Annotated in this window: 12 protein-coding genes; all 12 read left to right on the top strand. The window is 71.0% G+C overall.

Annotated elements, in window-relative coordinates; genetic code table 11:
* The first annotated feature begins 301 nt into the window (after nt 1-301).
* The 12 genes from leuA to ACZ7OO_RS13005 all read left to right on the top strand — a co-directional run bounded on the left by leuA (nt 302) and on the right by ACZ7OO_RS13005 (nt 14,818).
* Nucleotides 302-2,023, top strand: a complete 1,722-nt coding sequence (gene leuA / locus ACZ7OO_RS13060; RefSeq protein ID WP_471504358.1) for a 2-isopropylmalate synthase — start codon at nt 302-304, stop codon at nt 2,021-2,023.
* A gap of 185 nt (nt 2,024-2,208) precedes the next feature.
* Nucleotides 2,209-2,904 carry a TerB family tellurite resistance protein gene (locus ACZ7OO_RS13055; protein WP_471504356.1) on the top strand — a complete coding sequence of 232 codons (696 nt, stop codon included), beginning with the start codon at nt 2,209-2,211 and terminating at the stop codon, nt 2,902-2,904.
* A gap of 291 nt (nt 2,905-3,195) precedes the next feature.
* Entirely contained in the window at nt 3,196-4,377 is a 1,182-nt protein-coding gene (locus ACZ7OO_RS13050) for a sialidase family protein (protein ID WP_471504916.1), read from the top strand.
* A 272-nt stretch (nt 4,378-4,649) separates the two neighbouring features.
* A complete protein-coding gene (locus ACZ7OO_RS13045) occupies nt 4,650-6,245 on the top strand; it encodes an ABC transporter substrate-binding protein (protein ID WP_471504355.1) in 1,596 nt (531 codons plus the stop codon).
* A gap of 4 nt (nt 6,246-6,249) precedes the next feature.
* Nucleotides 6,250-7,209 carry an ABC transporter permease gene (locus ACZ7OO_RS13040; RefSeq protein ID WP_471504353.1) on the top strand — a complete coding sequence of 320 codons (960 nt, stop codon included), beginning with the start codon at nt 6,250-6,252 and terminating at the stop codon, nt 7,207-7,209.
* On the top strand, nt 7,206-9,251 hold the full coding sequence (locus tag ACZ7OO_RS13035; protein WP_471504351.1) for a dipeptide/oligopeptide/nickel ABC transporter permease/ATP-binding protein: 2,046 nt from the start codon (nt 7,206-7,208) through the stop codon (nt 9,249-9,251). The genes ACZ7OO_RS13040 and ACZ7OO_RS13035 overlap by 4 nt, the downstream gene beginning before the upstream one ends.
* On the top strand, nt 9,248-10,246 hold the full coding sequence (locus ACZ7OO_RS13030) for an oligopeptide/dipeptide ABC transporter ATP-binding protein (protein ID WP_471504350.1): 999 nt from the start codon (nt 9,248-9,250) through the stop codon (nt 10,244-10,246). The genes ACZ7OO_RS13035 and ACZ7OO_RS13030 overlap by 4 nt, the downstream gene beginning before the upstream one ends.
* Entirely contained in the window at nt 10,246-11,172 is a 927-nt protein-coding gene (locus ACZ7OO_RS13025) for a dihydrodipicolinate synthase family protein (protein WP_471504349.1), read from the top strand. Before ACZ7OO_RS13030 ends, ACZ7OO_RS13025 begins: the two co-directional genes overlap by 1 nt.
* A gap of 497 nt (nt 11,173-11,669) precedes the next feature.
* A complete protein-coding gene (locus ACZ7OO_RS13020) occupies nt 11,670-11,894 on the top strand; it encodes a hypothetical protein (RefSeq protein WP_352218895.1) in 225 nt (74 codons plus the stop codon).
* A 49-nt stretch (nt 11,895-11,943) separates the two neighbouring features.
* Nucleotides 11,944-12,693: a DNA repair protein RecO gene (recO, locus tag ACZ7OO_RS13015; RefSeq protein ID WP_352218820.1), complete on the top strand. Its 750-nt coding sequence runs from the start codon at nt 11,944-11,946 to the stop codon at nt 12,691-12,693.
* Between the two features lie 16 nt (nt 12,694-12,709).
* The gene (locus ACZ7OO_RS13010; protein ID WP_471504347.1) at nt 12,710-13,549 is read left to right on the top strand and encodes an isoprenyl transferase; all 840 of its coding nucleotides are present in this window, start codon (nt 12,710-12,712) and stop codon (nt 13,547-13,549) included.
* 729 nt (nt 13,550-14,278) lie between these two features.
* The gene (locus ACZ7OO_RS13005; protein ID WP_471504345.1) at nt 14,279-14,818 is read left to right on the top strand and encodes a YcxB family protein; all 540 of its coding nucleotides are present in this window, start codon (nt 14,279-14,281) and stop codon (nt 14,816-14,818) included.

Raw genomic sequence — 14,818 nt, 5'->3', positions numbered from 1 at the left:
TTCGCCGTGGGTGGTTGCGCTGTGCTACGGCCTGCGGACCGGTGGGGGCTTGTCGCGCCCACGCGGCGGAGCCGCATATCGGCACAGTCCCGCGCCCCCGGAGGGGCGCCTCAGTCCCGCATGCTGATACGGAGCCGCCTGTCCGGCGAGGCTCGGCTAGTCTGCTGTGCATCATGCGTTTCGGGCTGCTTCTTCTTAGCTGCCGCGGCGAGGGCCTGTAGTCCAGGTCGACTCCCTCCCCGCGGAGCTTCGCGTTGCGTCGTCGGCCGTCCTTCCGGACATCCTGAGGAGCCCCGCAGACATGGCGAACCGCCAGCAGCCCACCACCATGCCGATCCACAAGTACGGCCGCTACGAGCAGGTCGACATCCCGGACCGCACCTGGCCCCAGCAGCGCATCACCGCCGCTCCCCGCTGGCTCTCCACCGACCTGCGCGACGGCAACCAGTCCCTGATCGACCCGATGTCGCCCGAGCGCAAGCGCCGGATGTTCGACCAGCTGGTCAAGATGGGCTACAAGGAGATCGAGGTCGGTTTCCCCGCCTCCGGCCAGACCGACTTCGACTTCGTGCGCTCGATCATCGAGGAAGAGGGCGCGATCCCGGACGACGTCACGATCTCCGTGCTGACCCAGGCCCGCGAGGACCTGATCGAGCGGACCGTGGAGTCCCTCAAGGGCGCCAGGCGGGCCACCGTCCACCTGTACAACGCCACCGCGCCGGTCTTCCGCCGGGTCGTCTTCCGCGGCTCCAAGGACGACATCAAGCAGATCGCCGTCGACGGCACCCGCCTGGTGATGGAGTACGCCGAGAAGCTGCTGGGCCCGGAGACCGAGTTCGGCTACCAGTACTCGCCGGAGATCTTCACCGACACCGAGCTGGACTTCGCGCTGGAGGTCTGCGAGGCGGTCATGGACGTCTACCAGCCGGGTCCGGGCCGCGAGATCATCCTCAACCTGCCCGCCACCGTGGAGCGTTCGACGCCGTCCACGCACGCGGACCGCTTCGAGTGGATGCACCGCAACCTCTCCCGCCGTGAGCACGTCGTGCTGTCCGTCCACCCGCACAACGACCGCGGGACGGCCGTCGCCGCCGCCGAGCTGGCGCTGATGGCCGGCGCCGACCGCGTCGAGGGCTGTCTGTTCGGGCAGGGCGAGCGCACCGGCAACGTCGACCTGGTCACCCTGGGCATGAACCTGTTCTCGCAGGGCGTCGACCCGCAGATCGACTTCTCCGACATCGACGAGATCCGTCGTACGTGGGAGTACTGCAACCAGATGGAGGTCCACCCGCGCCACCCGTACGTGGGCGACCTGGTCTACACGTCCTTCTCCGGCTCCCACCAGGACGCCATCAAGAAGGGCTTCGACGCCATGGAGGCCGACGCGGCCGCGAAGGGCGTCACCGTCGACGACATCGAGTGGGCCGTGCCGTACCTGCCGATCGACCCGAAGGACGTCGGCCGCTCCTACGAGGCCGTCATCCGGGTCAACTCGCAGTCCGGCAAGGGCGGTATCGCCTACGTCCTGAAGAACGACCACAAGCTGGACCTGCCGCGCCGGATGCAGATCGAGTTCTCGAAGCTCATCCAGGCCAAGACGGACGCCGAGGGCGGCGAGATCACCGGCGCCGACATCTGGGGGGTCTTCCAGGACGAGTACCTGCCGAACCCGGAGAACCCCTGGGGCCGTATCCAGGTGCGGACGGGGCAGTCGACCACCGACACCGACGGGGTGGACACCCTCACCGTCGAGGCCACCGTCGACGGCGAGGACACCGTCCTGACCGGCTCCGGCAACGGCCCGATCTCCGCGTTCTTCGACGCGCTGCAGGGGCTGGGTATCGACGTACGCCTCCTGGACTACCAGGAGCACACGATGAGCGAGGGCGCCTCCTCCCAGGCCGCCTCCTACATCGAATGCGCGATCGACGACAAGGTTCTGTGGGGCATCGGCATCGACGCGAACACGACGCGTGCGTCGCTGAAGGCGGTCGTCTCCGCCGTCAACCGCGCGACGCGATAATCGCTCTGACCGGCGGCTTAAGGGCCCTGATCGCGATGTACTGCGATCAGGGCCCCGTCGTATACCGGCCATTCCGCCGTGGAGATCACGGAAAGGTCTCGTACGCGGTACTGACTCCACCTCCCCGATGTGGCTAACATCACGCCAGCGGTGGCGATGTTGCCACGGCGTTAAGGAGGTGCGACGTGCTGCCAGTACGGGGACGAGACGGCCGAACCGCCAGGCCTGCCCGCATCCTGGGCACCCGCACCGCATGGACACCCGTCGGAGACGGCGAGTTCTTCTGCCCCGGCTGCGGAGGCGACCGCAACTACCAGCGGCTGACCGGCCGCCGCCGCTTCACCCTGCTCGGCGTGCCCGTGCTGCCGCGCGGCACCACCGGGCCGGTCGTGGAGTGCGCCGCCTGCCGTCACCACTACGGCACCGACGTCCTCGACCACCCCACCACCTCCCGCTTCTCCGCGATGCTCCGTGACGCCGTGCACACCGTCGCCCTCGCCGTCCTCGCGGCGGGCGGCACCTGTGCCCGTACGTCCCTGGAGACGGCCGCGGCCACCGTCCGCGCGGCCGGTTTCGAGGACGTCACGGAGGAACAGCTGAGCGCGCTCGTGGATGCGCTCGCCGCCGACACCGGCCGGATGTTCGAGCAGCCGTGCGGGGCGAGCCTCGCGATAGAGCTGCACGAGGCCCTCGACCCGCTGGCCCCGCACCTCGCCCCCGCCGGCCGCGAGTCCCTGCTCCTCCAGGCCGCCCGGATCGCGCTCGCCGACGGCCCCTACACCAACGCCGAACGCGAGGCCCTCGGCACGGTCGGCGCGGCTCTGACCATCTGCGCCGACGACGTGACCCGCCTGCTGGCGGCGGCCCGCACACCTTCCTGAGCCGCCCGCCGGGCGCGCCTGCATACCCTCCTGGGCTGCCTGCCGGGCGTGCCTGTACACCCTCCTGGGCTGCCTGCCGGGCGGGCCTGCACACCCTCCTGGGCTGCCTGCCGGGCGGGCCTGCACACCCTCCTGGGCCGCCCGCCGGGCACGGCCCGCGCCCCCTCCTTCGCCCCCCGCCGGACCGGTAGGGAGCTGACGGAGTGCCAAAGCGCGTGACCCGTTTGGGTGTTGTGAGTGTGCGGCGGAGGCGGTCGGGAGGAACATGGGAGGGTGAGCCATGTGTCTCCTGTGACCCGCGTGAGCCGGATCTCCCTCGCCGCCGCCCTGCTTGTGGGGGCGTTCACGGTCGAACCCAGGGCCTGGGCGGCCACCTGCGAGTCCTCCGTGCCGTATGTCTCCGGCGAGGGCGGCTATCCCCAGTACCGCATCCCGGCCGTCGTCCGCACCGGGCGCGGCACCCTGCTCGCCTTCGCCGAGGGCCGGCAGTCCACCAGAGGCGACAGCGGTGACATCGACGTCGTGCTGAGACGCTCCTCCGACGGAGGCTGCACCTGGGGCCGGCTCCAGGTGGTGGCCGACGGCAAGGGAAACACCCGGGGCAACCCGGCGCCCGTCGTCGACCCGCGCACCGGCGACATCGTCCTGGTGACCTCCTACAACGACGGCGCGGTGAGCGAGGCGCAGATCATGCGCGGCCAGGTCACCAAGGAGCAGAGCCGCCGGGTGTTCGTGCAGCGCAGCCGGAGCGACGGCCGGTCCTTCACCGCCCCGCGGGAGATCACGGCCCAGGTGAAACTTTCCGGCTGGCGCTGGTACGCCACCGGTCCCGGCCATGCCGTCGCCCTCACCGAGGGACCGCACCGCGGTCGCCTGGTCGTCGCCGCCGACCACTCCGGCGGCCCGCGCCCCGGCTCCTCCGACACCGGCCGGGAGGCCAGGTACTACGGCGGCCACGCGATCTACAGCGACGACGGCGGCCGCAGCTGGCACCTCGGCTTCGTCGACGACTCCTACACCGGCCACGACAACGTCAACGAGACGACCGCCGCCCAGCTCCCCGACGGCCGCCTCTACTTCAACGCCCGCAACCAGAACGGCACCAGCCTCGGCCACCGCGTCAACGCCTGGTCGAGCGACGGCGCGGAGACGCTGGACGCGGACTTCACCATCCAGCCGACCCTGCGCCGGGTCCCGGTGGTCGAGGGCTCGGTCCTCCAACTCCACGGCGTGCGTGCCCCCTTGCTCTTCTCGGCCCCCTCGATCCCGACGGCCCGCCAGCTGATGGCCCTGTGGACCAGTGCGGACGAGGGCATCACCTTCGACAAGATCCTCACCCTGTCCGGCCGGAAGGCGGCCTACTCGGACCTGGTCCAGGTGGACAAGAGCACGGTGGGGGTGCTGTACGAGACGGGGACGAGGACGGCGTACGAGACGATCGAGTTCCGGCGGGTCGCGGCGCCCCGGGAGTGAACCGGGCAACCGAATCGGTCCGGGCGGTGGAGAACGTGTGGCTCGACGGCGCCGCGGGGGCCGCCGGCCGACCGCTCCCGAACAGCCCGTCCGGCGCAGGTCGCCTCCCCGGTGGTCGGCGCCGACTGCCGCCTCTTCGCACCGCCATTGGTCCGACCTCTGACGGTTTACGCCATTCGCGCGCCCCGCCTTGACCACCCCCAAAGCCCCTTTTATGGTCGCGCTTACACATGACGTCCGACGTCTCCGTTTTCCCCCACGCTGGAGGCACCGTGCGCGACGAGGCGACCCACGGCCGCAGGACGTTCCTGAAACACGTGGGCGCACTGGGCGCGGCCGCCTCGCTGACGGCCTGTGGGCCCAAGTCCACCATCGACCTCGGCGGCAGCGGCTCCGACCGCACCCTCACGGCCGTGATCGGGTACGGCAACGACGGCAGCTGGGACCCGACCCAGACCGCGTCCGCGTTCGCGATGGCCGCCAACAACCACATCTACGAGGGCCTCGCCGACACCGATCCGATCACCCGCGCCCCCTACCCGGCGCTGGCGACCCGGCTGCCCGCCGACCCGGACGCCACCACGTGGCGGTTCACCCTGCGCCCGGGCGCCACCTTCCACGACGGCAGACCGGTCACCGCCGACGACGTGGTCTTCGTCTTCGACCGGATTCTCGAGCCGGGCACCCAGACCCTCGTGAAGGGCTTCTTCGTGAGCTGGCTGAAGGAGGCCCGGAAGATCGACACCCGGACCGTCGACCTGGTCCTCAGGTTCCCCTTCCCGGACGGGATCGCCCGCCTCACCCTCGCCAAGATCATGCCGGAGCACGTGTTCTCCCGGCCCGGCGCCTGGGACGACGCGATCAAGGGACTGGCGGTGGGCACGGGACCGTACCGGCAGACCGGGCACCACCCGAAGTCGAACACCACCTTCGCCGCCTACGACCGCTACAACGGCCCGCGCAAGCCCGCCTTCCGGCGGATGAACTGGCTGACGATCGTCGACGCGGCCTCCCGCGTGGCCAGGATCTCCGGTGTCGGCGCGGGCGCGCAGATCTCCGACAACATCCCTTACGCCAACATCACCCGCCTCGAACAGGGCGGACTGTCGGTCGGCGGCGGCGCCGGGATGAACAACCTGTTCCTGATGTTCAACACACGGCACAAGCCCTTCGACGACGTCCGGGTCCGCCAGGCCCTGCACCACGCCATCGACAAGGCGAAGATCATCGAGGTCGCCCTCAAGGGCCACGGAAAACCGGCGAGTTCGTTCCTGAACGAGACCAACCCCGCCTACCGCAGGGCGAAGACGGTCTACGACTACGACCCCGACAAGGCGAAGGCACTGCTGGCGGCGGCCGGCGTCAGCGGGCTGGAAATCAACATCCTCGCCGTCAACGTGAGCTGGGTCGTCGACTGCCTGCCCACCATCAAGTCGTCCTGGGACGCGATCGGCGTCGCCACGACCCTGTCCCCGCAGGAGACCACGGCCGTGTTCACCAAGATGGACCAGAAACAGGACTACCAGGTCGTCGCCGCCGTCTCGAACCCGAACCAGTTCGGCCTCGACGCCGACCTGATCATGCACTACAACTACGGTCCCGAGAACCTCTGGATGGGCTACGCCCGATGGGCCGACAACGCTGTCGCGAAACGGCTCTTCAAGGACATGAACGCGGCCACCCGCGAACCGGACCCGGACAAGAAGAAGACGATGATCCAGGACTACATCGACGTCGTCGCCGAACAGGCCGTCCTCTACCCGGTCGTCCACAACGAGCTGATCACCGCCTGGGACCCGCGCAGGCTCACCGGCATAAGGGCCCAGCCCTACCCGGGCATCAACGTCCTGACGGCCAAGTGGGTCTGACGGCATGAACGCCGTCCTGCGCATCCTGCTGCGCCGAGTCGCCCTGCTGGTGCCGCTGCTGCTCGGCATCGCCCTGTTCGTGTTCCTGGTGATGCGCTTCTCCGACGTCGACCCGGCGTCCGCGTTCTTCCAGGGCGCCAACCCCACCCCGCGCCAACTCCACGACTTCCGGGAGCGCAACGGCCTCCTCGACCCGCTCCCCGTCCGCTACGTCCACTTCGTCGGCGACCTGTTCCAGGGCGACCTCGGCACCAGCGCCCTCACCCGCACCCCGGTCCTCGACCAGGTCGCCACCGCCCTGCCCCTCACCCTCCAGCTGACCTTCCTCGGCCTCGGTATCGCCGTCGTCCTGGCACTGGCCGGTGGCGTCACGGCGGCCATCTACCGCGACCGCTGGCCGGACCAGGTCATCCGGGTGCTCTCGCTCGTCGGCGTCGCCGCCCCCGCGTTCTGGCTGGCGCTGCTGATGATCCAGTACCTGGCGGTCGACCGCGGCTGGTTCCCGTCCGGCGGTTACATCAACCCGGAGGACTCCGTCACCGGCTGGCTGAAGACCATGACCCTGCCCGCCCTCGCGCTCTCCCTCCCGGTCGCCGCCCAGCTCACCCGGATCGTCCGCACCTCGGTGGTCGAGGAACTCGACCGGGACTACGTCCGCACGGCCATCGGCAGCGGCCTGCCACCCCATGTCGTGGTCGGCCGCAACGTCCTGCGCAACGCGCTGGTCAACCCCCTGACCGTGCTCGGCCTGCGCGTCGGCTACCTCCTCGGCGGCGCCGTCGTCATCGAGACGATCTTCGCCCTGCCCGGCATGGGCAAGCTGATGATCGACGCCGTGCAGAACGGCGACCCGGCCGTCGTCCAGGGCGTGGTCCTCACCACCGCGACCGGCTTCGTCGTCGTCAACCTCGTCATCGACGTCCTCTATCTGCTGGTCAACCCCCGTCTGAGGGAGGCGGCATGACGACCTTCAACCGCGCGGCCCTCACCACCGCCCTCGCCCGTCCCGGCGTACGACTGCGCAGACTGTCGCCGCTGTCCAGGGCGGCCCTCGCCTTCCTGGCCGTGGTCGTCCTGGTGGCGGTGTTCGCGCCCCTCCTCGCCCCCGCCGACCCCCTCGCCCAGCAGGCCCCCACCGACGGCACCGGGCACCCCTCCGCCGGTCACTGGATGGGCCAGGACAGCCTCGGCCGGGACATCCTCAGCCGGCTGATGTACGGCGCCCGCTGGTCCCTCGCCATCGGCCTCGGCGCGACCGGCCTCGCCCTGGTCGCCGGGGCGCTGCTCGGCGCGCTCGCGGCCACCTCCCGCAAGGGCGTCGACGAGACGCTGATGCGCTGCCTGGACGTGGTGATGGCGTTCCCGGGCATCGCCCTGGCCGCCGTCCTGGTCGCCGTCTTCGGCGGCGGCATCACCGTCCTGATCTGCGCGATCGCCTTCCTCTTCACCCCACCCGTGGCCCGCGTGGTGCGGGCCAACGTCCTCGACCAGTACGGCGAGGACTACGTCACCGCGGAACGCGTGATCGGCGCCCGCACCCCCCACATCGTGCTCCGCCATGTGGCCGTCAACTGCGCCGCCCCCGTCCTGGTCTTCTGCACGGTCCAGGTCGCCGAGGCCATCGTCTTCGAGGCGTCCCTGTCCTTCATCGGCGCGGGCGTCCGGCCCCCCGACCCGTCCTGGGGCAGCGTCATCGCGGACGGCAAGAACATGGTCCTGACGGGAGGCTGGTGGGCGACCCTCTTCCCCGGCCTGCTGATCCTGCTCACCGTCCTCTCCCTGAACATCCTCTCCGAGGGCGTCTCGGACGCGTGGGCATCACCGGCACCGAGGGAGACGGAGACGGACCCGGCGGATCCCGTCGAGACGCCCGAGCCGGGCGAGATCCTGGAGCTGCCCGGCCTGACGGAGGCGGGGGAGCGGCTCCGCTCCCGGGCCCGGCCCCTCCCGCCACAGGAGGGCCAACCGGTGCTGTCGGTGAAGAACCTCGCCATCGGCTTCGCCTACCGCCACCAGGGCGTGAACATCGTGGACGGCATCGGCTTCGACATCTACCCGGGTGAAGTCCTGGGCCTGGTGGGGGAGTCGGGCTGCGGAAAGTCCCTGACGGCCCTGACAGTCATGGGCCTGCAGCCGAAGACGGCCAGGGTGACGGGCGAGATTCTTTTCAGCCGACGGGACGGGAGCGCCCCGTCAGGGGCGCGGGGCCGTACTGAACATGCGGCTACCGCCGCGCGGGCGCGATCAACCCCCACAAACCCGCAGCCGCCCGTGGACCTCACCACCCCCCACCGCCGCCTCCTGGGCCACGAAATCGCGATGGTCCATCAGGACGCCCTCTCCTCCCTGAACCCGGGGATGACCATCCAGGCCCAGCTCAAGCAACTGACACGACGCGGCGGCACCCGGACCCCGGCCGAACTCCTCACCCTCGTCGGCCTCGACCCCACCCGAACCCTCCGCAGCCACCCCCACGAACTCTCCGGCGGCCAACGCCAACGCGTCCTGATCGCCATGGCCCTCTCCCGGGACCCCCGCCTGATCATCGCCGACGAACCGACCACCGCCCTCGACGTCACCGTCCAGGCCCAGGTGATGGAACTCCTCCTCCGCCTCCGCGAGGAACTCGGCTTCGCGCTGATCCTCGTCTCGCACGACCTGGCCCTCGTCGCGGACGTCACCGACCGGGTGGTGGTGATGTACGGCGGACAGATCGTCGAGACCGGCGTCACCGCGGAGCTGGTCGCCGCCCCGACCCACCACTACACGCGCGGCCTGCTCGGCAGCGTGCTGTCCCTGGAGTCCGGGGCCGAACGGCTCACCCAGATCAGGGGCGTGGTGCCGTCCCCGGCCGACTTCCCGGCGGGCTGCCGCTTCGCGGACCGCTGCCCGGCGGCGAGCGAGGTCTGCCGTACGACGGCGCCGGACCTGGCCGGCTCGCGCACCCACACCGCGGCCTGCCACCACCCGGCCGTCGACCTGGCGAGCAAGGAGGCGGTGACATGAGCGCGGTGGAGCTGTCCGGCGTCCATGTGGTCCACCGGGCCCGCGGCGGCGGCGTGTTCGGCCGGGACCGGGTGTACGCGCTGACCGGCGCCGACTTCACCGTGGCGCCCGGCGAGACGGTCGGGGTGGTCGGCGAGTCGGGGTGCGGGAAGTCGACGCTGGCGAAGGTGCTGGTCGGCATCCAGCGGCCGACCTCCGGCACGGTCACCTTCCACGGCCGCGACCTGTGGTCGATGGCCCCGGCCGAACGCCGGTCGGCCGTCGGCGCGAGCACCGGCATGATCTTCCAGGACCCGTCGACGTCCCTCAACCGGCGCCTGCCCGTCCGCCGTATCCTCCGCGACCCGCTGGACGTCCACCAGCGCGGCACCCGGGCCGAACGGGAGGAGCGGGTACGGGAGCTGATGGGCCTGGTCGGCCTGCCCCGGGCCCTCGCCGAGGCCCTGCCCGGCCAGCTCTCCGGCGGACAGCGCCAGCGAGTCGCGATCGCCCGCGCCCTCGCCCTGGACCCCGACCTGGTGGTGGCGGACGAACCGACGAGCGCGCTGGACGTCTCGGTCCGCGCCCAGATCCTCAACCTCCTCCTCGACCTGCGCGAACGCCTCGCCCTTGCCATGGTCTTCGTCTCCCACGACATCCAGACGGTACGGCGGATGAGCGACCGGGTGATCACCATGTACCTGGGCCGGATCGTCGAGGAGACCCCGGCCGCCGAGGTCACCGAGCACGCCCGGCACCCGTACACCCGGGCCCTGTTCTCGGCCACCCCCGGCCTGCTGCACCCGATGGACCCCATCCCGCTGACCGGTCCGGTGCCCTCGGCCACCCGCCCGCCGTCCGGCTGCCCGTTCCGCACCCGCTGCTGGAAGGCGGACGACGAGTGTGCCGTCCGCATGCCTGACTTCACGGCCGCGTCACGCGAGGGTCACCGCTACCGCTGTCACCATCCTGTGAAGGAGGACCAGCCGAGCCACAGCCTGCCCAGGGAGCCCTGATGACCCTGCCCACCCCGCTGACCGGTGTCGTACCGCCCGTCTGCACCCCTCTGACACCGGACCGCGAGGTGGACGTCCCCTCCCTGCGCAGGCTTGTCGACCATCTGGTCGCGGCCGGGGTGGACGGCCTGTTCGTGCTGGGCTCGACGTCGGAGGTCGCGTATCTGACGGACCGGCAGCGCAGGCTGGTCACGGAGACGGTGGTGACGCATACGGCCGGGCGGCTACCGGTCCTGGCCGGGGTGATCGACATGACGACACCCCGCGTCCTGGACCACGTCGCGTCCGTCACCTCCGCCGGCGCGGAGGCGATCGTCGTCACCGCCCCCTTCTACACCCGCACCCACCCCGCCGAGACCGCCCGCCACTTCCGCCTGATCGCCGACCGGTCCCCGGTCCCGGTCATCGCCTACGACATCCCGTCGGCCGTCCACACCAAACTCCCCGCCGGTCTGGTGCTTGAGCTGGCCGCCGACCGTGTCCTGGCCGGGCTGAAGGACTCCAGCGGCGACCTGGCGGGCTTCCGCGAGGTCGTCACGGGCTCCCGGGGCCTGCCCGGCTTCAGCGCCCTGACCGGATCGGAACTGCTCGTCGACGCGGCCCTCGCGCTGGGCGCCGACGGCGCGGTACCCGGCCTCGCCAACGTCGACCCGGACGGTTACGTCCGCCTCCACCGGCTCTGCCGGGCCGGTGACTGGGAGCGGGCGCGGGCCGAACAGGAGCGGCTGTGCGGGCTGTTCGCGATGGTCCGGATCGGCGACGAGCGCCGGATGGGCGGCAGCTCGGCGGCGCTGGGCGCGTTCAAGGCGGCGCTGCGTCTGCGCGGGGTCATCGCGTCCCCGGTCACGGCGGAGCCGCAGGTTCCGTTGTCGGAGGCGGAGACCGAGTGCGTGGGCAAGCACCTCGCGGCGGCCGGCCTGCTGTGAGCCGGCACCGCCGACGCGGCCAGGGGAGGCCGACGGCCCCGGATGTGCAGGGTGCAGGAGGCGGAAGCCCAGGCTCGGCAGGCTGTCGCCGCCCGCGAAGCGGCCGCCGGGGCGCAGCCCCCGGCAGACCTCGGCGAACAGCCGGTCCTGGGACGCCGTCGCCGAGGCCCGCCCGGCCGGCGCCCACGGCGGCGGTTCCTCCTTCGTCAGCCGGGTGGCTGTTGTCGCCCTCGCGGGTCTGGGGATCCCGGTCGGCCGGGGACGCCGTGATGCGCAGTGCCCTACGTCCGCCGGACCGAGCCGGCCACGGTCGCCGTCACCCCGCTCGAGCGAAGCCAGGAGTGGGGGAGGCGGCTGATGCAGTGCGCGCTGCCCTCCCGCTTCCCGGCCCCGCCGGGCACCGCGGGGCCGGGACAGTCTCCGGCCGAGTCTAGACACGCAGCGCCACCTCAGTGATGCGAAGCGTGAAATTCCCGGGGGCGGGGGAGCCAGGTGAGGTGAACGCGAAGAACCTCCCTCTCGGCTCCTGCGCCGTCGACACCCGTACCGGACGGCTGGGCATCGTCATGGGGCACGAAGGCCCTTATGTGCAGCTGCGGCCGTACGGGGGAGGGCGTGAGTGGGACGCACACCCGGACGCCGTACGGATCGCGACCCAGGCGGAACGGCTCAGCGCGGCCACCGCCCACGCCAACGCCCGCAGCCGCGGCGAGGTGCCTTGAAGGTTCCGGTCCGGACCGGTCCCCTGCCTCGGCAGGGCAGAATGGGCCCATGAGCCTGTTCCGCGACGACGGCATCGTGCTGCGCACCCAGAAGCTGGGTGAGGCGGACCGGATCATCACCTTGCTCACGCGCGGACACGGCCGGGTGCGGGCGGTCGCTCGTGGGGTGCGGCGGACCAAGTCGAAGTTCGGGGCGCGTCTTGAGCCGTTCTCCCATGTCGACGTGCAGTTCTTCGCGCGGGGGAGCGAGCTGGTCGGGCGCGGGCTGCCGCTGTGCACCCAGAGCGAGACCATCGCGCCGTACGGCGGCGGGATCGTCACCGACTACGCGCGGTACACCGCCGGGACGGCCATGCTGGAGACCGCCGAGCGGTTCACGGACCACGAGGGGGAGCCCGCGGTGCAGCAGTATCTGCTGCTCGTGGGGGCACTCAGGACGCTCGCCCGGGGCGAGCACGCACCCCACCTCGTCCTCGACGCCTTCCTGCTGCGCTCCCTCGCCGTCAACGGCTACGCGCCCAGCTTCGACTCCTGCGCCAGGTGCGGGATGTCCGGCCCGAACCGTTTCTTCTCGGTGGCCTCCGGCGGCAGCGTCTGCGTGGACTGCCGGGTACCGGGCAGCGTCGTACCCTCGCCGCAGACCCTGGTTCTCCTCGGCGCGCTGCTTACGGGAGACTGGGAGACGGCGGACGCGGCCGAGGCACGGCACGTCCGGGAGGGCAGCGGGCTGGTGTCCGCCTATCTGCACTGGCACCTGGAGCGGGGGCTGCGCTCGCTCAGGTATGTAGAGAAGAGCTAGAGGAGACGAGAAGCACATGGTCGTACGCGGGATCCTGGGGAGCCGGCGCCGCGGGTACAGGACGCCGGAGCCGCACCCGTCCGGTGCCCGTCCGCCGAAGCTCCCGGGGGAGCTGGTCCCGAACCATGTGGCCATCGTGATGGACGGCAACGGCCGCTGGGCGAAGGAGCGCGGGCTGCCGCGCACCGAAGGGCACAAGGTCGGCGCCGAGCGCGTCCTGGACGTGCTCCAGGGCTCGATCGAGATCGGCGTCCGGAACATCTCCCTGTACGCCTTCTCCACCGAGAACTGGAAGCGCTCGCCCGAAGAGGTCCGCTTCCTGATGAACTTCAACCGCGACTTCATCCGCAGGACCCGCGACCAGCTCGACGAACTCGGTATCCGGGTGCGCTGGGCGGGCCGGATGCCCCGGCTGTGGAAGTCGGTCGCCAAGGAGCTCCAGGTCGCCCAGGAGCAGACCAAGGGCAACGACCTGCTCACCCTGTACTTCTGCATGAACTACGGCGGCCGGGCCGAGATCGCCGACGCGGTGCAGTCGATCGCCGAGGAGGTCAAGGCGGGCCGGCTCGACCCGTCGAAGATCAGCGAGAAGACCATCCAGAAGCACATGTACTACGGGGACATGCCGGACGTGGACATGTTCCTGCGCCCCAGCGGCGAGCAGCGCACCTCCAACTTCCTGCTCTGGCAGAGCGCTTACGCCGAGATGGTCTACCAGGACGTCCTGTGGCCCGACTTCGACCGCCGTGACCTGTGGCGGGCGTGCGTCGAATTCGCCTCCCGGGACCGGCGGTTCGGCGGTGCCATCCCCAACGAGGAGCTGCTGGCCATGGAGGGCGACCAGTCCGGCGACTGACGGCCACCCGCCGTTCACGGGAGCCGTCCAGGATGCGGGGGACCATGCCTGACCACCCCTCGGTCTCCCGCCTCTGGAACGGTCGCCACCGACGGCCAGGACGGCGACACGATCCTCGCACTGTGGAGCCACGCCCGGGCCGACGGTGAACTCACCCCGCTCGGCAAGAAGTTCGGCCCGGACGTGCAGGCCCTCGAAGCGGCCGTGAACGCCGTCGGGTACGGCAACCTCAGCGGCCGCGGCAAGGACGAACTCCGCGCCACCGCGGTGCGCCTGGAGAAGCGCCTGCCCGCCCTCTTCTCCTCGATCGCCGAGAACGGCGAGAAGACCGACGTCGTCAGCTCGGGCCAGGGCCGCGCGGTGGACAGCGGTACGGTCTTCTCCACCGCCCTCACCGACGCCGACCCGGCGCTGAAGGCCTCGCTCGGCACCGCCCGGGCCGACAAGGACCTGCTCTACCGGGCAGCGAGAAGCCGCGACGCCGGACAGGACCTACACCTACGCCGACAACCCCTGGCGCGGCGCCGACGTCGCCTCCCTGGCCTCCAACATCCAGTGGGACGTCTACCGGAAGGGCGACGACTACCTGGTCAGGATGCTCTACAACGAGAAGGAAGTCGCCTTCAAGGCCGGCTGGAAGCCGATCTCGAAGGGCAGCGAGTTCTACGACCTCGACGAGCTGGAGAAGTGCTTCGACCGGAGCTGACCGGCACCGCTACGATCCGCCCCATGGTCATGGACATGAACGTGGGGCGGAATGCCGCGCCAGACACGGTGGAGTTGGAGTTCGCGCCGACGGCGAGGGACTTCACCGCGGTATGGAGACAGCGCCGGCGGTTCAGCAAGGGCGGCCGGCGGGAGTACTGGATGATCGTCGTGGCGTCCCTGGTGGCCGCCCTGCAAGCCGTCCTGCTGGTGACCGGGCGGCAGGCCAACGTGGGTCTGCTGGCCGGGCTGGTCGCCTTCGTGGCCCTGTTGCTGGCCATCCCATGGCTGACGGGACGGGCTCTGCAGCGCATGGCCGCACGCAACGGCGTCTTCCGGACGGTCGTCACGGCGTCCGGGGTGACGGTGACAACCGACCACACCTCGACCACCATCGACTGGGCGGCGCAGCCCCGCTACAGCGAGACTGCCGAACTCTTCATCACGTTCAGCGACACCAAGGGCGGGCTCGCGTTCACGCTGCTGCCCAAACGGGGTCTCAAGGACCCGGCCGACGCGGACCGGCTGCGTGCGCTCCTCGACCGGCACCTCACGCGCGGGTAG

The organism is Streptomyces sp. NPDC111744 (assembly GCF_055634995.1).
The sequence above is the reverse complement of the archived record's forward strand: the minus strand, read 5'-3'. Positions and strand labels throughout refer to the sequence as shown.